Genomic DNA, 21,447 nt, shown 5'->3' on the forward strand with positions numbered 1-21,447 from the left:
ATCCCGTTCAGGCCGGAGTGAGCTTGAGGTTCAGCGAGGCCAGACCGCGAATGATGAAGCTGGGTTCGTATTCCAGCTTGCGCGCGCCTCTTGGCCCGTGGATCGTTTCGTCGAGGTCGATGTCGCTGGTGCGGGACAGGAATTCCTCGAAAATCGCGCGGACTTCCACCCGCGCCAGCGGCGCACCGGCGCAGACGTGCGCGCCGCGCCCGAAAGCGAGGTGTTCCTTGATGCGCGGGCGGCCGAGGATGAGTTTCCCGGGATCCTCCCAGCGCCGGGGATCGCGGTTCGCGGCGGCAAGGGCGATGAAGACCTTTTCTCCCGGACGCACATCGAAGCCGGCGATCTGCGCGGGCTTCTTCACCAGCCGCGCGGTCATCTTCGTGGATCCTTCGAGGCGCAGCACTTCCTCAAGGAAATCGGGAATGAGCGCCGGATCGGCGCGGAGCTGTTGCTGCAGCGCCGGCATGTCGACCAGATGGCGCATGGCATTTCCAAGCAGCTTGGCGCTGGTGTCCTGCCCGGCGCCGAACAGGAACGTCGCAAGCCGCACGATCTCCATCAGGTCGGGCTGCGATCCGTCCGGATAGGCGGCGGAGGAGAGTTCGCTGAGAACGTCCCCGCGCGGAGACTGGCGCCGGTCCGCCACGTACTGCGCGAAATACATGCCCATGAGGACCAGCGGCTGGTTCTGGGCCGCGAGATCGTCGGGATCGAGACTGCCCGGAGGCGGCCCGGCGTCGATGGCGTCCATGAACACCTGCCGGTCGTCGGCCGGAACGCCCAGCAGATCCGCGATCACGAGGGTCACGAAAGGCGTCGCGATGTCCTTGATGAGTTCGCAGCGCCCGGCCGCGACCGCATCCCCGACCAGCTGGCCCGCCAGCTCGGAAATGAACGCCTCGTTGCCCCGCAGCTTCGAAGGCGTGAACAGGCGGCTGAGGATCGAGCGAGAGAACGTGTGCTGCTCGCCGTCGTAGGCCACCAGCAGGTCGCCGCCCACGAAGCCGCCGCGATGGGCCTCGATCAGGGGCGAGAGGTCGTCGCCCCCGGCCTCGAACGGCAAGGGCGCGGCAGGCCCCTGCGGCGCAATGACCGACGAATAGTCATCCGTGTTCTTAAGAACTTCCAGCGCCTCCTCGAACCCCGTGACCAGCACGATGTCGCGGCCGGGAAGGCGGTAGACAGGGCCCCGCTCGCGCGCCGCTTCGAAGTAGGCGTAGGGATCGAGGAGAATATCGTGGTCGGTGAAGTAATCACGTTCGGCGAGCTGAGTCATGGAAAACTCTCCCGTTGTTCAGGCGGACCCTTGCGTCCCGGCCGGGTGAACCGGACCCTGCGCGATGCAGCCGGAGGGCGGTTCGAAAGGAAAAAGAAGGGCGGCGCAGTCTGGAGGTAGAGTCATGAAAACGCGCCGCCCTCCACCGGACTAGAAGCTGTACCGGAGACGCGCGCCGTACGTTTGCGGCTCGCCCAGGTTCGCCACCTCGAACCCGGCCACTGCGAACAGCCCCGGGGTGAAGGTGTAGTAACGCTCCTTCGTCACGTTGGTCATGAAGAGCGACAAGTCGACCGGCGACCCGGCGATCCGGCGCCAATCGAAATTCAGGTTGAGCAGGTCGATGGGCGCAAGCACGCCGATATCCCGCCCGCCGTTGGCGGCGATGCTGGCGGCATCGCGCGCGGCGTAATTGACCCGCTGCTTGCCGGTGTGGCTGTACGTCGCGCCCACCGAAACAGCGCCCACGCCCTCGCCCAGTGGCAGCATGTAGTTCGCCGCCAGGACCACCTTGTGCTTGGGCGCCAGGGCCAGCTGGTCCCCGGGCAGCACGGTGGAGGAAACGATGTAGGGGTCTGTCGGGGGCAGCTGCGGAAGATCGACCGACTTGATCCTGGTATTGAGGTAGGCGTAGCTCGCGTTGAGCGACAGGCCGTCGAACGGATTGAGGCCCGCTTCCACTTCCACGCCATAGATGCGCGAGCGGCCCGCGTTCACCGGGCCTGCCGTGGCGGATACGCCGCCGTTGACGGCGGGATTGTCCGCGAAGCCGACCTGAAGCTGCTGATCGGAGAAATCGTTGTAGAACGCAGCGACGTTGAAGTTGCCTCTCACCGGGCCGCGGAAGCTGGACTTCAGGCCGATCTCGTAAGCATCGACTTTTTCGGGACGGAATACCGAGAAGGCGACCGGCGCGTCTGACTTGATGCCGCCCGTGCGGTAACCGCGCGCGTACTTGGCGTAGAGCAGCAGGTCTTCCACCGGCTTGAAATCCAGCCCGACCAGCCAGGTCGGCGCCGAGGATTTCTGCGAGAGCTGCAGCGCGCAATCGGGAAGGCTGGTGTTACCCCGCGTGCAACTGGCGGTCGGCGGTCCGACCGGCACCGGGAAAGTGGGGAACAGGTAGCTGATTTGCGCGGTGTCGCTCTGCTGCCGATCCCAGGTGTAGCGGATGCCTGCGGTCAGCTTGAGCTGATCGGTCAGCGCATAATTGGCCTGCGCATATGTGCCGATGCTGCGCGTGGTAAGGCGGCCCACGGTGTAGTTGACGCTGCCGGCCTGGATCGGCGGAATGATCCCCGCCACCACCAGCGGCGTCACGTTCGGATTGAGGTTCGCCAGGAAGCCGAGAATGTCCGTACACTGCAACTGCGCGATATCCGTGCAGTTGATCGTGTTGGGAGACTGCGATCCGGTCAGGCTCAGCGGCGCCGATCGCTCGTAGTAGACGCCGGCCTGCCAGGTGAGCCGCCCGTCGCCCGAATTGCCCTGCAACTGGAATTCTTCAGTGAAGGTCGATTGATTGCTGAGCCCCTTTGCATTGGGCGCCGGGATCACGGTTGCGAAGTTGAACGGTACGCTGGGCAGGAAGCCGGGGATTGCCGGGGTGGAGAACTGGGTGCCGAACAGCGCGGAGCGCAGCGTCTGCTTCAACTGGGCATAGCTGGCGATGTTCTTGACCGTCAGGTGGTCCGATGCCTGCCATGTGGTCGTATTGATGACCTGCCAGGTCTCGGTCTTGGACTTGGCACCCTCCACATCGCTTCGCGCCGTATAGAAGCCCTCGGCCTTGGCCTCGGCATCCGCAAGCTGGGCGCAGGCGAAATCGCCAAGCGCAACGCCGGGGTTGCAGGCGATCAGCTTCTGGAGCGGGCCGCTCGTGTCCGACTTGGTGTAGGAGGCGATCATGTAGTTTTCGAGGTTCGGAGTCAGGTCCGCCACGATGCTGGCGCGGGCCGCCAGATAGTCGATGTCGTTGAAGCGGGATGGCCCGATGCCGCTGGTGTTGCGCAGCCAGCCGTCCCGCTTCTGCCGGTCCACGCCCAGCCTCACCCGGAAGGTTTCCGCCACGGGGATGTTGACCACGGCCTGCAAACGCCGCTGGTCGTAATTGCCCAGAGTGCCCTCGACATAGCCCTCGAAAGCGGAAGTGGGCTTTTGCGGCACGAGCAGCACCGCACCGCCGGTGGTGTTGCGGCCGAAGAGCGTTCCCTGCGGCCCTTTCAGCACCTGCACGTTCTGCAGATCGAAGAAGCTGCCCGGCCCCGCGCCGTCCCCCGATGGAATGCTGGGACTGCCGCCGCGCGGCGCCACCACATCCGCGAAATAGTTGCCCACCGACGGCGCGGTGCCGATATCCTGAACGAAGCCGCGAATGGCGAAGGTGGAATTCTCGCTGCCGAAACTGGTATTCGCTGACAGGGAGGGCGTGAGTTTGGCCAGGTCCTCCGCATTGACGATGTTGGCCCGGGAGATCTCCTGCTGATTGAAAACGGTGATCGAGATGGGAACGTCCTGCAAACGCTCCTCCACCCGGCGGGCGGTGACGATGATATCTGCATTCGCGGTGGAGACGTTCCGGCCCGCGGCCTCCTGAGCGCCGGCCTTGGGTGCCAGCACCGAGGCGAGCGAAGTGGAAGCTATCAATGCGAAATAGCGCTTCTTTGTCATCAGTGATCCCATCCCGTTTTGTTTTTTATCGGTGTGCTCACCAGTCTTGGCCGGTCTCGTCCCTTCTGGAATCTGCATTTTCCCGGGCGGCCATGCGCCGCGGATCGTGCCGCTGCGACGTCAATCGAGACGTCCCATCGGAAATTCCCGAAGTTCCCTTTCTCTCCCCACATGAGTCGTCTATGCGACTCATTGTCGCTTTGCGACTACTGGTCGCATAACGAGGTGCTAATGACGTCGTCAACCCGGAAAGACCCACGCCTGGCCCGCACGGACGAGGCGCTGGAACAAGCGCTGCTGACTCTCTTGATTCAAAGTCCGTTCGACCAGATCACGATCGTCGAAATCTGTCGGACGGCCGGAATTCACAAGGCAACATTCTTTCGTCGATACGAAAGCAAAGAAGCACTTCTGGATCAGATCGCGCGGGAGCAAATCGACCGGCTTGTCGCCATGACGTTGCCGGTCGGTCATAATTTAGCAGGTTTTACAGCGCTTTGCCTCTACGTCGAAGAACGCAGCGCATTGTGGACGGCTCTGCTGAACGGGGGCGCGGCGGGCGCGATGCGCGAGGAACTGCTCGCCGTGTCCCGCGCGCTGGTCAGCAAGGGCGGGCTGAGCGAAACCCGGCTGCCTGCCGATCTGGCGGCGGTCTGCACGGTGACATTGATCGTGGAGACGATTTCGTGGTGGCTTCACCAGCCCGAAGCCGAACGCCTCAGCCCCGTCACACTCGCCGAGATGCTTCTGGACATGGTGGCGGCGCTTTCCCAACCCCGGAAATGAGCGGGAGCTGGCAGACTGGCGGGAGGATCCTCGGGGGATCGCCTTCTCCGGCATGCTCTGACACATTATGCCGTGCCTTTCGAACTCCCGACCGAATGGAGAGACAGCGATGACGTCAGTGACATCCGGTTCCTGTCAATGCGGCGCGGTCCGGTTCGCCATCCACGGGCCTTTCGAGAACTTCTATCTCTGCCACTGCAGTCGCTGCCGAAAGGACACGGGGTCAGCGCATGCATCGAACCTGTTTTCGTCAAAGGCAACAATAGTGTGGCATGGCGGAAACGATCGGATCGTGCACTATCGCATTCCCGGAACCCGCCATGCCAGGAGCTTCTGCGCGATCTGCGGATCCGGCCTGCCGAACGTCCAGATGGACGGCGCCTTGCTCGTAGTGCCCGCGGGGTGCCTCGATGACGAAGTCGTCATCTCCCCGGATGCCCATATCTGCCTCTCCAGCCGGGCAAGCTGGGAGGACCGGATGGCCGATGTTCCAAGACTGGCCGGCCTGCCGGAGTAGCCGCCACCCCCGCCCCTCTGCACGAACCGGGATGATGGCTCGGGAATGTCGCCGATGCTGTAGCGGGGGGCGCCCGGGACAATCCGGACACCTCTTCGCTGCGCCGAAATCGCGACGCCGATCAAGCCATCGATTTTCGTATTTCTATATCGAAACCAGGTTGTTCCTGACCGCGTATCGAACCAGCTGGGATACCGAAACGAAGTTCAGCTTGTTCATCGCAGCTGCGCGGTGGGTTTCGACGGTCTTGGCGCTCACACCCAGGATATGGGCGACTTGCTTGTTCATCTGCCCTTCGGCGACGAGCTGGACCACCTGCCGCTCGCGGCAGGTCAGTGTCTGCTGTCGGAGATTTACAGGCTGGAAGAGCTTTTCCGCCACGAATTCGGACATGGATGAGGAAATATAGGCCTTACCGAGCTGAACGTTGCGGGCCGCGGCAACGAGTTGATCGAAGCTGTCGGTCTTGAGCACGATCGCGCGCACGCCGGCGCTGATATAGTCCATCACCAGATCGTCGGTGATGAACGATGTAAACAATATGATGTTCAGCGCCGGCAATCTCTCCCGCAGGCATCGCGAGAGATCGATGCCGTTGAGCGAGGGCAGAGTGTGATCAAGGATCACCAGATCGGGCTGAACCGTTGCCGCCAAATTCAGGGCTTCCCGGCCATCCGCTGCATCGGCAACGACTTTCCATTGCTCCTTGCATTCAAGCAGAGTCTTCACGCCTAAACGAAAAACTTCCTGCTGATCGACGACCATCACGCTCGATAGCTTCGTCGCCATAATCCACCTCGTCATATCGCGAGTTGCAAAACTAGGGATGATTATTGGCGACCCCGATTCTCTAGGGATATTACCTAGGAGAGTGGAGTAAGGTTTCTCTATCCGGAAAAACCCCGATAGCTGGTTGTCTTTGATGTACAAGGTAAAGATTGCAGGCAAAGGACGGATTTAGAGAAAATGGCTATCGGCATCGAAACCGATGAGCCGCCTCCCTGTCCTCGCCCCACTGCGTGACCGCGAAGTTCCACGAAGATCAGGGCCAGGCCCCGGATACCGCCGGAATTTGCAAGGGTCTTCCCGGATACAATGCCGAACCGTTCCCAATAGGCTGGCGTTTTCCAATGGAGCGCAGGCATGTCAGAAAACAATGTCGCGTCGCGCAAGGCTCTCGGCGAGCCGGCCGCGGCTTACTCGCCGAAGGAAATCGCTCGGCGAACCGTCTATCGCCGCGCGGTCGAGGCGGTGATCTGGGGCATGCCCGCGGTGAATTTCGACCTGATGCTCCAGGCCTTCATCGCGGCAGGCGGCGCGGCGAACCAGGTGGCCTATTGGTCCAGACTGCTCGATGACAAAAACCAGACCCTGACGCCGAACCCCGACACGATCTACCTCAACCCCTTCTACGACACGCGGGATGGGCCGATGGTGCTGGAAATTCCGCCGGCCGAAGGCGGTTCGATCACCGGCAGCGTGGACGATTGCTGGCAGAATGCGATCGAGGATGTCGGCCCGGCGGGGTTCGACAAAGGCAAGGGCGGCAAATACCTGATCCTGCCGCCGGATCATGAAGGCACCGTGCCCGAAGGCTATATCGCGCTCCGCTCGGATACCTATCAAGGCTTCGCCATACTTCGCTCCAACGTCAAGAGCAGCGGCGAGGCGGATGTCGCCGGGGCCGTTGCCTATGGGCGGCGCATCCGCTTCTATCCGCTGGCAGACGCCGGAAACCCGCCGAAGACCCGGTTCGTTGACCTGGCGGGCATCCCCTTCGACGCCACGATCCCCTATGACGCCCGGTTCTTCCATTCGCTCGCCCGCATAGTGGATCGGGAACCCTGGCTCACGCGCGACAAGGCGATGATCGATCCGCTCCGCTCGCTGGGCATTGCCAAGGGCGCCGCCTTCGCGCCGGACGCCGACACCGCCGACCTGCTTGACAAAGCCGCCGACGAGGCGTTGGCCTGCCTGGACGGGCTTTACGAGGCCGCGTTCGATCCGCCCTTCTATACCGGCGGGCGATGGTCCCTGCCTGCGCTGAAGGAAGTCGTGGAGGGCATGCCCAGCTTTTTCGCCGATCCCGATTCCTATCCGGTCGACGGCCGGGGCGTGACGTATTCGATGGCCTATTTCAGCGCCAAGCATCTCGGCGCCGGGCAGTTCTATCTCATGGCGATCCGCGACCGGGATGGCGAGCCGCTGGATGGCGAGGCGCATTACACACTGCAAGTACCGGCAGACGCCCCGGTCGATCTCTACTGGTCGGCCACCGCCTACGACCGCGAGACCCATGCGCTCATCCAGGGCGTGCCGCGCGCCAGCCGCGCATCGAGCAGCCACGGCATCGGCAGCGATGCCGACGGATCGGTCACCCTGTTCTTCGGCCCCGAGGCGCCCGCAGGCAAGGAGGCCAACTGGGTCCCCACCCGGCCCGGCCGCGGCTTTGAAGTGCTGTTCCGTCTCTATGGCCCGCAAAAGCGGTTCTTCGAAAAGACATGGGTACTGCCCGACATCGAAAAGGTATCCGTACGATGAGCAAGATCCCGGACGGCTATACCGCCACGGAAACCCGCATCGGCGCGCTCTCGCTCGACCGCCAGGGATTGCCGGACCAGGCGGCGATCGACACGCTCTATGCCCAGCGCGATTTCCAGCGCGCCTGCCAATGCTATCTCTGGGCGCTGCCGATCGTCAGCTATGCCCAGTGGCAGAACCAGCATGAGACCGTGTTCGGCGCGAGGGACGGCGATGTCGTCCAATATGTCTCGGTGCGCGACAAGCTCGGGCTGATCACGGCCAATGCCACCACGCCTTATGTCCTGGGCTTTGCCGATACCGCGAAGACCGGTCCCTTGATCGTGGACTTTCCGGCCGGGGAAACGGCGGGCGGCGCCGGCGATTTCTGGGAGCATTCCAGCAGCGATTTCGGCCTGACCGGCCCCGACAAGGGCAAGGGCGGCCGCTACCTCCTGCTCGGTCCGGGGCAGGAAGCGCCTGCCGGCGTGGAAGCCGATTTCGTCGTCCGGAGCCAGACGTTCAACGTTTTCCATGCCTTCCGCATCCTCACCACCGACCCTGTCGAGGCGGACCGCATCCTGCACGCCTATCAGGTCTATCCGGCGAGCGAGGCCGCAAACCCGCGCAAGACCCGCATCGTCACGCCCGATGGCCGGCCCTGGAGCGGCACCCAGCCTACCGGCATGGCCTATTGGCAGCGCCTGCACGAAATCCTTCAGGTGGAGCCGGTGAAGGAGGAGGACCGGCTGTTCATGGCGATGCTCAAGCCGCTGGGCATCGAGAAGGACAAGCCCTTCCATCCGGCGGCCGATCAGGTCCGCGCCCTCACGGACGGAGCGCAGATCGGCCAGTTGATGGCGATGGCCAATTCGTTCGACAAGCGCTTCGAAACCGCGCGCTATGCCGGGCATTGGGACCGTGCGGTGAACGTCGGCATGAGCCAGCAGGCCGAGTTCTATTCGCAGCTCGATGAGCGCGCCTCGTGGTTTTACGAGGCGGTGGGCCTGTCGGAGGGGATGACCACTCACACGCCGGGCGAGGGCCAGGCCTATCTTTCCGCCTATCGCGACGCCCAGGGCCAGTGGTTCGATGGCGGCAAGGCTTATTCGCTGCGCGTTCCCCCGGAAGTGCCCGCCGGCCAGTGGTGGTCGGTCGCGCTCTACGATATCGAGACGCGCTGCTTCATCGACACGAAATACGACAAGGCCGAAATCGGATCGCGCAGCCATCTGGCCGCCGATCCGGACGGTTCGGTCACCCTGGTCTTCGCGCCTGAGCCGCCGACCGGGTCTCCCGAAAGCAACTGGATCCCCACCGCCCCCGGCCGCGCCTGGTTCGCCTATTTCCGGCTCTATGCACCGCTGCAGCCCTATTTCGACGCCAGTTGGAAGCTGCCGGACATCACCGCGTCGTGACGCCGGGCGCGGCACATGTCTTGGGAAAATATCCCGCCGATCTGGAGTGTTCTCCCGATACCCGGTCGCCGCGGCCGCTGCGCACTCTTCTCGGCACCCAGCACGGATCCCGTGGATGTCAGCGGCGCGGCCGCGATCGATCATGAGGCAGAGATGAAAATCCTCCTGCGCAAGCAATGACCCTGCTCAGTGCCCTGAAGCTGGCGCTGGTGGCCAGCATCTTCCTGAGCGTTCTGGCCCTGGCGCTGCGCGCGCGGGCGGCCGACGTGTTCTACCTCTTCCGCGAATGGCGGCTGGGACTGCGGGCGTTCATCGCGATGTTCGTGGTGGTGCCTGCGGTGGCCATCTTCATCGCCTATGCCTTCGAGCTGAAACCGGCGGTGGAAATCGCCCTCATCGCGCTCGCGTTCTCGCCGGTGCCCCCGCTGCTGCCGAAAAAGCAGATCAAGGCCGGAGGCGCCGCGTCCTACACCACGGGCCTGATGGTGGGCGCCTCGCTCGCCTCGCTTGTCGCCGCGCCGATAGGCATCGCGCTGGCGGGCCACGTCTTCGGGATCGAGACTCATGTGTCGGTGCCGGGCATCGTCAAGACGCTGGGAATGCTCATCGCCGTGCCGCTGGCCCTGGGGCTCCTCGCCCAGCGCCTGTTCGGGGAGAGTGCCCGCACTATCGCCTCCGCACTCGGCCATTTCGCCTTGCTGCTGCTGGCCGCCTGCGCGCTCGTGCTGCTCTTCGTCATTGCCCCGGCGCTCTGGGCCGTGATGGGCGACGGGACGATCGTGGCGATCGTTGCCATGATCCTGGCCGGACTGGCGGCGGGCTACCTCCTGGCCGGACCCACGCCGGAAGACAGGGCAGCCCTCTCGCTCGCCGCCGCAGCGCGCCATCCAGGCATCGCCATGGGCATCGCGGCAGTGAACTTCCCTGACGAGAAGCTCGCGCCTGCCGCTATCCTGCTGTTCTTCATCCTGAGCGCCGTGCTCTCCATGCCCCTGCTGCACCTGCTGGGAAAAGCCACGGCAAATCCCTCCGCCTGAGTGGCCGGTACCGGGGTGCCGTGGGCATCTCGATCAGCCCGCAGCTTGTCATCGCCTTGATAGTAACCCTGCCTCGACTGCCCTCCTCCAATGGCTTGGCCAAGCCCTCCATTGCCGCATGATGAAACCTTATTGCAAATAGCGGGATTTCATTTAGGCCAAGGAGAATAAGCCACGGCAGGAGAGGACATGCGGGTGCGCAAGACGGGCAGCAGGGCGATATTCTATGCGCTGACGACAGCCTTGGCGTCGATCGGCGCAGCTCAGGCCGCGCCGCGTGCGGTCACCCCACTCCCCGATGGCTGGCGCTTCATCCAGGCCGATCCGGAAGGCGCGGAAACGACCACGCTGGACGATTCATCCTGGCGGGTCGTCAGCGTTCCGCATGACTGGGCCATTGCCGGTCCGTTCGATCCCAATGCCAAGGCCGCAGGCGAGAACGGCTTCCTGCCGAGCGGTGTCGCCTGGTATCGCAGGACGCTGGATCTGCAGCCCCGGCCCGGACGACGCTATTTCATGGAATTCGACGGCATCATGGAGCGCAGCGGCGTCTGGGTGAACGGCCACCACGTCGGCTATCGCCCGATGGGTTATGTCGGCCAGCGCTACGACATAACACGCCATCTGCGCACGGATGGACCCAACGTGATCGCCGCGCGGTCCGACACCTCCGCCGCCCCCTCATCGCGCTGGTACACCGGGTCGGGTCTCTACCGCCACGTCCGCCTGATCGAGACGGATGACGTGCATATCCCGCAGGGCGGCCTTTATGTGCGCGCGGCAGCCATCGGCGATGACCAGGCAACGATCGAAGCCACCGCCGAAGTGCAGAACGACAGCCCGGCCGCGGCCGGGGTGAAGGTCGAACTGCTGCTGACCGACCCCGAGGGGCACGAAGTCGCACGGACCGTCACTCCGGCCACCAGCATCGCCGCCGGGCGGACCAGTATCCTGCCGGTCCGGATCGCCCTGTCCCGTCCGCGCCGCTGGGACACGAACGATCCCGCGCTCTATCGCGCCGCCGTCCGCGTGCTCTCCGCCGACGGCACGCTGCTGGACAATGAGGATGTCCGCTTCGGCATACGCGAAGCCCGGTTCGATCCCGCAACCGGCTTCTGGCTGAACGGCCGCAACTTCAAGCTGAAAGGCGTTGCGCTGCATCATGACGGCGGCGCGGTGGGGGCCGCCGTGCCGCTTGCCGTGTGGCGCCAGCGGCTGACCACGCTCAAGGCCGAGGGCGTCAACGCGATCCGCACTGCCCATAACGTGCCCAGCCCCGAATTCCTCGACCTGGCCGACGAGCTGGGGCTGATCGTGATGGATGAGCTGTTCGACCAGTGGAACGTCGCCAAGACGCCGGAGGACTATCACCTCTTCTTCGGAGACTGGCACAAGCGCGATACGCTGGACATGGTGCGCAGGGACCGCAACCACCCCAGCATCGTGCTCTGGAGCGCCGGCAACGAGATCCATGACACCGCCTATCCGGTGCAGGCCAAGGCAGCGCTGCGCAGTATCCTCGACATCGTCCATGCCGCCGATCCCTCGCGCCCGGTAACGATGGCGCTGTTCCGCCCGAACGTGACGAAGGACTATGACAACGGCCTGGCCGACATGCTGGATGTGGTGGGCCAGAACTACCGCGAAAACGAGCTGATCGCGGCCAGCAAGCAGAATCCGAAGCGCAGCATCGTCGGCACCGAGAACGCCCATAACCGCAGCAACTGGGTGCCCGTGCGGGACTACGCGCCCTTCTCCGGCATGTTCCTCTGGACCGGCGTGGACTATCTGGGCGAGGCGAACCGGTCCGGCTGGCCCAATATCCAGAACCCGGCCGGGCTGCTTGATCGCACCGGGCGGCAGAAGATCAGCGGCATGGAGCGCGAAAGCTGGTGGTCCGACCGGCCGGTGGTGCATGTCGTGCGCAATGCCGATCCGGCGGCGGCTGGCCCGTCTACCGATGGTGCGGGCGGTCCGAACCAGCCTGTCCTGCCCACCATGATCGCCGTCGCGACGCCCAAGCCCAAAGTCGCGCTGTTCGACGACTGGACGCCGCAGGATCGCACGCCGCATGACGAAACGATCGAGGTCTACAGCAATTGCCGGCAGGTCGAGGCCTTCCTCAACGGCCATTCGCTCGGCACGCTGCCGATCAATGCCGATGCTTCTCCGCGGCGCTGGGCCGTGCGCTATGCGCCGGGCGAAGTGCGGGCCACCTGCCGCGATGCCGGCAGCGCGGCCGTATCCGACAGTTTGCGGACAGCGGGCAAGCCGGTTCGCATCGCGTTGACGCCGGATACGCCGACCGTCGGCTCCACGTTTGACGACATGGTCTACGTTCGCGCGCGGGTTGTCGATGCGAACGGCGTCACCGTGCCTTCCGCCGCCCAGCGCCTGCATTTCGCGGTCAAAGGCAAAGGGCAGCTGATCGCAACCGACAACGGCTCCTCGGTCGATCATACGCCCTTCCCTTCACCCGACCGCACGGCACAGGACGGCCTGGCCGTCGCTCTGGTGCGAGGTGCGGGCCGAGGCCGCTTCACCGTGACCGCCACGGCAGAGGGCCTGAAAGGCGGCTCCGTCGATCTGTCCGCAACCGAATGACGACGGGATAAAGGCGAACAGCTCTGCCCTCGGCATTGCCGAGGACTGTCGCCATGCACGGTCATCACCGGCCGCAATCCAGGTGCGTTGAGCGAGAGCCGACGAAAATCGCCTCAGGTGACGCATAACTGTAAGACCCGCCGCCTAGGGCGCCTCCAGCAATCCGGAGTGCGCCTTGAGCTGGCTACGTGAAATCGACCGGTGGTTCATGGTCGAAGTGCTGCCTCACGCAGCGGCCTATCGCGCCAGAGCCGCACACTTCTGCGGCCGGGACGAGGCGGACGACCTGGTTCAGGAAGCCTATGCACGCGTGCTCGCCGCGCCCGACTACCGGGACATCGCCTCGCCGCGCGGCTTCGTGCTCACCGTGGTCCGCAATCTCGCCCTGGAGCGGCTTCGCCGGGCCAACGTGGTGCGGATCGACTTTCTCGCCTCGCTCGACATGCTGGACGTGGCCGACCCGTCGCCCGACGCCTTCGCCGTCAGCTCCGGACGGTCCGAACTGCAGCTTCTCCTGCGCCTGATCGAGGAACTGCCGCCCCAGTGCGGGCGGGTGCTGCACATGCGCAAGATCCAGCAGATGTCGCCGCCGCGCATCGCCGAAGAACTTTGCATATCGCTATCGACCGTTGAAAAGCATATCGCTAAGGGGCTTTCCCTCATCACGAAGGCACGCCGCGAGCGTGTCGCCCAAGCGGAGGAACTGTGTCCGACCGTTCCGAAATCCCTGAACCAGCCGCTGACCTGACCGACATCGCGGCCGGGTGGCTGGCTTCGCTCGACGCCGGAACGGCCGACCGGCGCGCGTTCGAGGCGTGGCGGGCGGAAGACGTGCGTCATGCCGTCGCGTTCGCCGAAGTGGCGAGCACCTGGCGGGACATGAGCGAACTGGCGCGGATTTCCGGCGATCCCAAGCCAGCGGTGCCGGACGATGCGCCCGCGCCTGCCCCGGACGAGCAACCGACCCGCCGGCGCATGCTGCGCATCGCCGCGGCGGCGGGCGCGATGGCCCTTGCAGGCGGCGGGTTCGCCATGCGAGCGGCCGCCCGCAACAGCGCCGAGACCCGGATCGGAGAGCGCCGCGCGATATCCGAGGTGCCGGGCCTCTCGGTGAACCTCAACACCGACAGCAGCATCTACTGGAAAGACGGCAAGTCACCCCGGCTCTGGCTGGAGCGCGGAGAGATCGGCATCCAGCTCGATCCGGGTCGGCGGCTCAGCCTGATGACGCCGGGCGGGACATTCCATCTGGCGCCGGGCGACTACAACGCCCGCCTTCGCGGCTCCAGCTGCGAACTCGCGGTGCTTTCGGGAAGCGGTACGCTGGGCGATGCGGCCCGCCCCTTCCAGCCCGGCGACGTCGCTCTGGCCACGGCCGGGCAGGCAAATGTACGGCAGCGCGAGTCAGACCTCACCCGCATCACCGCCTGGCGCCGCGATACGCTGGTGCTGAACGGCGAAAGCCTCGATTACGCACTGGCGGAAATGAACCGGTACTTGCGCGGCAAGATCGTCATCGGCGATCCCGACCTCTCGCGCCTGCGCATCGGCGGCACGTTCGCCACCACCAATCCCACCGAATTCCTGGAGGCACTGCGCACGTCTTTCGGCGTGAAGGCCACTGCCGGGGCCGATGGAAACATCGTGCTCACTCATGCCTGACTCGCCCCCTGACCCAGGTCGCTGAAAAAAATTTCTCCCGCCGGATAGCGGTTTTTTCGCCCCCATCCATCCTTGCCCCGACAATCGCATCCAGCGGGGAAATTCCATGTTCAAGTATCTGACGACGACCGCCATCGTGGCGGCCGCGATGCCGGCTGCCGCCTTGGCGCAGCAGGCACCGATCCAGTTCGACATCCAGGCCTCGGATACGGCCACCGCACTCAACCGCTTCGCCAACCAGGCGGGCGTGCACCTGGTGTTTCCCTATGACGCCGTAGCCAATCGCCGGGTCGCCGCGCTGCGCGGCCGTTTCACCCGCGCCGAGGCCCTGCGCCGCCTGATCGCCGGGCAGGGGCTGGTCGTGGCCAGCGAGACCCCGAGCATGATCTCCCTCAAGGTCTCGCCCACCGAGACACGCGATGCCGCGCCTGTGGCCGTGGCGGACGCGGGCGCCACCGGCCAGGACATCGTCGTCCTGGGACAGGGACAATCGCGCCAGGTCCAGACCGTGTCCGTGGCAGCGATGGAGAAGACGACGGCCGGCACCTCCCCGCTGCGTTCGCTGGGCCGCCTGCCCGGCGTGAACTTCGATTCCTCGGACGCGCACGGAACTTACGAGGCCGCCACGCAGCTCTCGATCCGCGGCTTCATTACCGACCAGATGGGCTATACCCTGGACGGCGTGCCGCTGGGCAACATGCAGTACCGCAACAACAACGGCCTATCGATCAACCGCGCGCTTCTCAGCGAGAACAACGGCGGCGCCACGCTGTCTCAGGGCAGCGGCGCGCTGGGAACGGCGTCCACCAGCAACATCGGCGGCACGGTCGACTTCACCTCCATCGAACCCACGGCGAAGTTCGGGCTCGACCTCCAGCAGAGCTACGGCAGCGAGGACTCCTGGCGTTCCTTCGTGCGGATGAACAGCGGCGACCTTGCATGGGGCGGACGGCTCGCCATTTCCTACGCGCATGACCGGCAGGGCAAATGGCGCGGATGGGGCAAGCAGGAACAGGACCAGCTCAACGCCAAATACGTGCAGCCGCTGGGCGATGCCGTAACCTCGACCACCTTTCTCAACCTGATCGACCGCCGCGAGGACGATTATAACGATCTCTCGCTGGCCAAGATCAAGCAGTACGGCTGGAACTTCGACAATATCGAGAGCTTCCAGACGGCCGAGGATCTCGCCCGCATCGTCCAGAACGGCGGCACGGTTCCGGCGCCCTACGTGAATGCCGACGATGCCGTCTACAACGGCGGCGGCGTGCGGCGCGACCTGCTGGCTTACGAGAAGCTCGAATACCAGTTGGGCCCGCGTCTTTCCGGCTTCACCACCGCCTACATCCATCTCGACAAGGGCATCGGCACCTGGGCCGACCCCTACGACCCCACGCCCGAGGCCTATGGCGGCTCGCCGATCTCCGTCTCGGCGCTACGCTACAACGTCAACCGCAAGGGCGGCATCTCGCGCCTGATGTTCCAGGCCGGGGACCACAAGATCGAGGGCGGCATCTGGTATGAGCACAATGCCTTCGAGCAGGGCTCCTACCTCTACGGCCTGGAAGAAGGCGTGACACCGAAGAACTTCCAGAAGTTCTACACCAATCCCTTCACCACCAACTGGCACTACCAGTTCGCCACCGACACGGTTCAGCTCGATATCGGCGACACCTGGCAGGCCACTGACCGGCTGCGCCTGAACGCCGGAGTGAAAGGCGTCGTCTCCAAGAGCACCGCGAACACGATCACCAGCAGCAAGCCGATCGACGGTTCGATCAAGGCCGAGAACTGGTTCCTGCCCACGGCCGGACTGCTTTACCAACTGGACGACACCAGCGAATTCTTCGCCGACTACACGCGCAACATGGCCGCCTTCGTCGCCTCTGCCTCCAGCGGACCGTTCTCCAGCAGTTCGCAAGCCGGGTTCGACTATATCCGCGCCAACCTGAAGCCGGAGATGACCAACACTTTCGAGGCGGGCTACCGCTTCCACAATCGTGCCCTGCAGCTCTCGCTCACGGGTTACTATGTGAAGTTCACCAATCGCCTGCTCGCCTCCTCGATCAGCGCGACGATCGTGGGCAACCAGAACGTGCTCCAGAACGTCGGCAGCGTTTCTTCGCGCGGTGTCGAGGCAGCGGCAAACTGGAAGTTCGCCCCGCACTGGTCGCTCTACGGCAGCTACGCCTACAACGATGCGACCTATGACGATAACGTGCAGCCCGAGGGCGGCGCGGTGATCGCAACGAAAGGCAAGCAGGTCGTCGCCTCGCCCAAGAACGTCGCCAGCGCGGAGCTGAACTACGACGACGGCAAGCTCTGGGGCCAGCTTTCCGCCCATTACCGCAGCCGCCGCTATTACAGCTACCTCAACGACGCGGTGCTGCCGGGTGCGGTCAACGTCAACCTTTCCGCCGGCTATCGCCTCAGCAGCGCCATCGATTTCCAGGTCAATGTCACCAACCTGTTCGACAAGCGCTACATCGCCTCTACCGGTACGGCCGGTTTCGTGACCTCGGATCCGGCTGGCACTTACACCACGCTCCAGCCGGCGGCACCGCGGCAGGTCTTCGCCACCATCGGCCTGCATTTCTGACCCCTGCCGCAAAGCCCTGAACGGGACGTGCGCTCGCCCGGCGCGAGGCACGTCCCGAACACATCCCGGAAAGGACCAGCATGGACCGCCGCAATCTCCTGAAAGTCGCTCTGGCCACCTCCCTGATGCCCCTGGATGTGGCCACCGCCGCCGCCTCTGCCCAGCCGGACTCCAGCGGCCAGCGCTTCAGCTTCGCCTTCCTCAGCGACACTCACATCCGCCCGGAACTGGAAGCAGACCGTGCCTGTGCGATGTGTTTCGAGCAGATTTCCGCCAGCGATAGCGACTTCGTCATCCACGGCGGCGATCACGTCGAGGACGCCCTGGAAACCGGCCGCGCACGCGCCACGATGCTGATGGACCTCTACCAACGCACCGAAAAAGCCCATCTGCGCAAGCCGGTCCGCCACGTCCTGGGCAACCACGATTGCCTTGGCGTCTTTCCCAAGAGCGGTGTGGCGCCGGACGAGCGCGATTACGGGAAGCAGTTCTACATCGATCGCTTCGGACCGCGGTACTACACCTTCGACCACAAGGGCGTTCACTTCGTCGTGATGGATTCCATCGGGCTGACCGCCGACCGCAACTACGAAGGGCGCGTCGATCAGGAACAGCTCGAATGGCTCCGCGCCGACCTTGCCGCCCTGCCCCATGGCCAGCGCATCGTCGTGGTGACGCACATCCCCCTCGTCACGGCCATGCAGTGCTATGAACCCGAGTCCTGGCTCGATACCCCGCACAACTGGACATTCGTGGTCAACGGCCGCGAAGTCCTGCGCATCTTGCGCGGCTACAACGTTCTCGCCGTGCTGCAGGGGCATAGCCATGTCTACGAGCAGATCGACCTGAACGGGCTGCGCTTCCTGTCGACCGGCGCCGTGGCAGGCGCGGACTGGCGCGGCGCCTTCCTCGGCACGCCGGAAGGCTATACCGAGATCACGATCGACGGGCAGAGCCTCACCAGCAGGTATCGCACTTACGGCTTCGTCGCGCCCGATCGCGAAGACGTGCCGATCTGAGGATGTCCCGCACCCGGCCAGAGCCTCAGCGTCACCGGCCGCCTAGACGAACGGCCCTGTCGGGCCATCCTCCCTGCAACCAACGCGCCTGCTGCCGCTCGCATCATTCATGTTCGGCATTGTTCGCCGGCTTTGCGCTGTCCGGCGCGGTTCCGGCGCCGTCGAACGTGCTGAACCGGAACGTGAAACGCATGGGTTCCAGGCGGGTGCGATAGGGGAGCATGGGCTTGCCGAATTCGCTCCACTGCGTATCGCCGCCCACGCCCCATTGTGCCGCGTCGATCAGCAGGGTGCCATGATCGTGCGGGCGGATATCGATGGATTTCCACGTTCCGGGGGCATGCCGGTCGAGGTCCTCGTATGGGAACGCCAGGGCATTCGCCATGATCGGCGTCTCGCCCTCCACCCTCAGCCCCCGGCCCGCGCCCGATACTTCGATCCAGCGCACGTCGACCTTGTTTCCGGTCTCCTGCGGGCGGATGTAATCGTGGTTCTGCGCCGCCAGAGGGCCGCGCCAGAGACCGATGGGGGCCGAGGTCTTGCGATCCACATAGCTCTCGTGCGGCCCGCGTCCGTACCATTCCACCGTATCCAGATCGGTCGGCAGGCTGAACTCCAGGCCTACGCGGAAAGGCGGCGGCAGGTCGGTATTGAGCGGCGTGAACTCGCCCGAAACCGCCAGAGAGCCATCCCCCGCCATGCGGTAATGAAGCGCGAAACGGGCGTCTGCCTTGCCCAGTTCGTAGGTCACGGCAATTTCGCGCGCCCCTTCGTCAAGCGCGCGCAAGGTGACGCCGACCAGCTTGCGTTCGTGGCTCATGGCCTTCCACACGGCGAGTTGGCGGTCAGTGCCGATGCCGATGTCGTTGTCGGTCACCGCGCGCCAGAAATTGGGCGTGCCGCCCGAGGCCAGCATTTGCCCGTTTCGGGCATAGGATCGCACCAGGCCGGTGGCCCGATCGACCATCAGGCTGGCGCCGCTCGCCGAGAGTTCGATGACCCCGCCTCTTTCCGAGGTCACCACCGGCCCCGCCACGGCTGAGGCCATGACGCGCGCGCCCGGATCGAGCGCGAACTGCTCCCAGCCGATCACCTGTCCCTCCGCGACCGCCGGCACGCTGCCCGCTTTGGCATGGGCGCGGACGGTCACGAAATACTCCGCCCCGGCGCGGCGCGGAAACGTCTCCACCGGAAGGGTGAGAATACCGGCGTGATGGGCCGCCACGCTGGGTGCCGGCAATGTGCCATGCGCCGCGGCAACGCCGTTCTCCAGCAGTTCCCAATCGAAGGTGTAACCGGAAAGGTCGGTGAAATCGTGCCGGTTGCGCACGGTAACCCGGCCGATCGCCGGATCGAACCCGTCGAACTGGATCGGCGCATAGACCTTGCGCACTTCGAACAATGCCGGATTGGGGGTCCGATCCGATTGCAGCAAGCCGTCGCCGAATTCGATATCGCCGCCCGGATTGGGGCCATATTCTCCGCCGTCACCCCAGTATCGGCGCCCGTCCTTGGTATAGCGGTACATCGACTGGTCCACCCAGTCCCAGAGGAAGCCGCCTTGCAGCTTTTCCGGGTAGGCGTAGATCGTGTCCCAGTATTCCTTCAGGTTGCCGCCCGAATTGCCCATCATGTGGCCATATTCGCACTGGATCATCGGCTGTTTGAAGTTCCAGTTTTTGGCATAGTCGACCAGCTTCTCAACGGGATCGTACATCGGCGCGTAGATGTCCGCGTACCAGTTGGGGCGATGGTCGCTGACCCCGTCCCAGGTGCCCCAGCCCAGGTAACTTATGAGCCGGTCCGGATCGCGGGCCTTTACCGCCGCCGCTGCCGCCGCGAAGTTCGGGCCGATGCCCGCCTCGTTCCCCAGCGACCAGAAGATCACCGAAGGGTGGTTCTTGTCCCGCTCCACCATGTTCACCGCGCGGCTGACATGCGCGTCTTTCCACGCCGGATCGAAACCAAGCTGGAATTCCGCCCGCCGTTCCGGATGCTTGTTGGCATAGTCCATGTAGGCATGGCTCTCGAGGTTCGCCTCGTCCATGACATAGAGGCCATAGCGGTCGGCAAGTTCGTAGAGACGCGGATCGTTGGGGTAGTGCGACGTGCGGATCGCATTGATATTGTTGCGCTTCATCAGCTGGATATCGCGCTCCATCGACTCCAGCGACACGACGTGGAAGGTTTCCGGGTCGTGCTCGTGCCGATTGACGCCGCGGATGGTGATCGGCTTGCCGTTCACGGTGACGAGACCGTCCCGGATCGCCACATCGCGGAAACCGACGCGCGCATAAGTGGACTGGAGGATGCGCCCTCTGGCGTCGTAGAGTTCGACCAGCAGGAAATAGAGATGAGGCGTTTCCGCCGTCCACGGCTTCACGCCGGGCAAGCGGCCGGTGAGCGTGACGTTGCGCTCGGCCTGCCCGGCGCTGACCGCCTGCCGCCCTTCCAGAACCGTTCGGTCGCCGTCCATCAGCACGTAGCGCGCGCTCGTGGCGGCGCCGGGGGTGACCGCGAGGTCGATCGCCAGCGTGCCGGTTGCAAAGCTGTCGTCCAGCCCGGCGTGGACGAAGAAGTCGCGGATACGCGTCTTCGGCGCCGCCATCAGGAACACTTCGCGCTCGATGCCCGATACGCGCCAGAAATCCTGATCCTCAAGATAGGATCCGTCCGACCAGCGGAACACCTGGATGGCCACCGTATTGCGGCCCGGATGGACGAAGCCCGTCACATCGAATTCGGAGGGCAGCTTGCTGTCTTCCGAGTAGCCGACCTTCCGGCCGTTAACCCAGACAGAGTAGGCCGATCCCGCCGCCCCGATGTGCAGGATCACGTCCTCTCCGCTCCATCCCGCGGGAACCTCCACGTCGCGGCGATACGATCCGACCGGATTGGTCGCGTGAGGGATCAGCGGCCGATTGGCGGGAAAGGGATAAGTGATGTTGTTGTAGCGCGGCTGGTCGAACCCTTCGGCCTGCCAGTCGGCAGGAACCTTGATCGATTTCCAGTCGGACACGTCATAGCCGGGCTGCTCGAAACCCGCAGGCAGCGCATCGGCGCTGGGGGAGAGCGCGAATTTCCACTCCCCGCTCAGCAACAGGAACCGGGACGAATGGGTGCGATGACCGGCAATGGCGCGTTCGCGGCTTTCGAAGGGGAATCCGGTGGCCCGGGCAGGCAGCTTGCCGATGGCGTTGACCGCCGGATTTTCCCAGTCCGGGCGGGACGGGTCGACCTGCACCGGCTGCACTTGCGGCGCCTGTGCCTGCGCCATGGTGGCCGTCAAAAATCCGATTCCGGCCGCCGCCGCGCGCCATTTCCCCATGCGAGACA

General features: G+C 64.6%; 14 protein-coding genes. 10 read left to right on the forward strand and 4 right to left on the reverse strand.

What is annotated here, in order from left to right:
* Positions 1 to 7 precede the first annotated feature (7 nt).
* Entirely contained in the window at positions 8 to 1,279 is a 1,272-nt protein-coding gene (locus EDF58_RS13920; protein ID WP_132266602.1) for a cytochrome P450, read from the reverse strand.
* 150 nt (positions 1,280 to 1,429) lie between these two features.
* Entirely contained in the window at positions 1,430 to 3,949 is a 2,520-nt protein-coding gene (locus EDF58_RS13925) for a TonB-dependent receptor (protein ID WP_132266605.1), read from the reverse strand.
* 231 nt (positions 3,950 to 4,180) lie between these two features.
* Here EDF58_RS13925 and EDF58_RS13930 point away from each other — a divergent pair, with 231 nt between their 5' ends.
* Both EDF58_RS13930 and EDF58_RS13935 read left to right on the forward strand, forming a co-directional pair.
* Positions 4,181 to 4,735, forward strand: a complete 555-nt coding sequence (locus tag EDF58_RS13930; protein WP_165921417.1) for a TetR/AcrR family transcriptional regulator — start codon at positions 4,181 to 4,183, stop codon at positions 4,733 to 4,735.
* A gap of 109 nt (positions 4,736 to 4,844) precedes the next feature.
* Complete coding sequence (locus tag EDF58_RS13935) at positions 4,845 to 5,252, forward strand: GFA family protein (protein ID WP_132266610.1); 408 nt, start codon at positions 4,845 to 4,847, stop codon at positions 5,250 to 5,252.
* A gap of 144 nt (positions 5,253 to 5,396) precedes the next feature.
* Here EDF58_RS13935 and EDF58_RS13940 read toward each other — a convergent pair whose 3' ends face one another.
* Positions 5,397 to 6,041, reverse strand: coding sequence for a response regulator transcription factor (locus EDF58_RS13940; RefSeq protein ID WP_165921418.1), 645 nt, complete (start codon positions 6,039 to 6,041; stop codon positions 5,397 to 5,399).
* A gap of 354 nt (positions 6,042 to 6,395) precedes the next feature.
* Between EDF58_RS13940 and EDF58_RS13945 the strand changes: the two genes are divergently transcribed.
* The 8 genes from EDF58_RS13945 to EDF58_RS13980 all read left to right on the forward strand — a co-directional run bounded on the left by EDF58_RS13945 (position 6,396) and on the right by EDF58_RS13980 (position 18,111).
* Positions 6,396 to 7,793: a DUF1254 domain-containing protein gene (locus EDF58_RS13945; RefSeq protein WP_132266616.1), complete on the forward strand. Its 1,398-nt coding sequence runs from the start codon at positions 6,396 to 6,398 to the stop codon at positions 7,791 to 7,793.
* Positions 7,790 to 9,190 carry a DUF1254 domain-containing protein gene (locus tag EDF58_RS13950; protein WP_132266619.1) on the forward strand — a complete coding sequence of 467 codons (1,401 nt, stop codon included), beginning with the start codon at positions 7,790 to 7,792 and terminating at the stop codon, positions 9,188 to 9,190. The genes EDF58_RS13945 and EDF58_RS13950 overlap by 4 nt, the downstream gene beginning before the upstream one ends.
* Before the next feature lie 176 nt (positions 9,191 to 9,366).
* Positions 9,367 to 10,227 carry a Na+-dependent transporter gene (locus tag EDF58_RS13955; protein WP_132266622.1) on the forward strand — a complete coding sequence of 287 codons (861 nt, stop codon included), beginning with the start codon at positions 9,367 to 9,369 and terminating at the stop codon, positions 10,225 to 10,227.
* Positions 10,228 to 10,416: 189 nt separating this feature from the next.
* The gene (locus tag EDF58_RS13960) at positions 10,417 to 12,831 is read left to right on the forward strand and encodes a glycoside hydrolase family 2 TIM barrel-domain containing protein (RefSeq protein ID WP_132266625.1); all 2,415 of its coding nucleotides are present in this window, start codon (positions 10,417 to 10,419) and stop codon (positions 12,829 to 12,831) included.
* 175 nt (positions 12,832 to 13,006) lie between these two features.
* Entirely contained in the window at positions 13,007 to 13,579 is a 573-nt protein-coding gene (locus EDF58_RS13965) for an RNA polymerase sigma factor (RefSeq protein ID WP_132266628.1), read from the forward strand.
* A complete protein-coding gene (locus tag EDF58_RS13970) occupies positions 13,537 to 14,493 on the forward strand; it encodes a DUF4880 domain-containing protein (RefSeq protein WP_132266631.1) in 957 nt (318 codons plus the stop codon). The genes EDF58_RS13965 and EDF58_RS13970 overlap by 43 nt, the downstream gene beginning before the upstream one ends.
* Before the next feature lie 106 nt (positions 14,494 to 14,599).
* Positions 14,600 to 17,092 (forward strand): TonB-dependent receptor, encoded by a 2,493-nt coding sequence (locus EDF58_RS13975; RefSeq protein ID WP_132266634.1) that lies wholly within the window; start codon positions 14,600 to 14,602, stop codon positions 17,090 to 17,092.
* Positions 17,093 to 17,172: 80 nt separating this feature from the next.
* Positions 17,173 to 18,111: a metallophosphoesterase gene (locus EDF58_RS13980; protein ID WP_132266637.1), complete on the forward strand. Its 939-nt coding sequence runs from the start codon at positions 17,173 to 17,175 to the stop codon at positions 18,109 to 18,111.
* A gap of 103 nt (positions 18,112 to 18,214) precedes the next feature.
* Here EDF58_RS13980 and EDF58_RS13985 read toward each other — a convergent pair whose 3' ends face one another.
* The gene (locus EDF58_RS13985) at positions 18,215 to 21,388 is read right to left on the reverse strand and encodes a glycoside hydrolase family 2 TIM barrel-domain containing protein (protein ID WP_243654283.1); all 3,174 of its coding nucleotides are present in this window, start codon (positions 21,386 to 21,388) and stop codon (positions 18,215 to 18,217) included.
* Positions 21,389 to 21,447 lie beyond the last annotated feature (59 nt).

The organism is Novosphingobium sp. PhB57, assembly GCF_004342985.1.
Lineage (GTDB): Bacteria > Pseudomonadota > Alphaproteobacteria > Sphingomonadales > Sphingomonadaceae > Novosphingobium.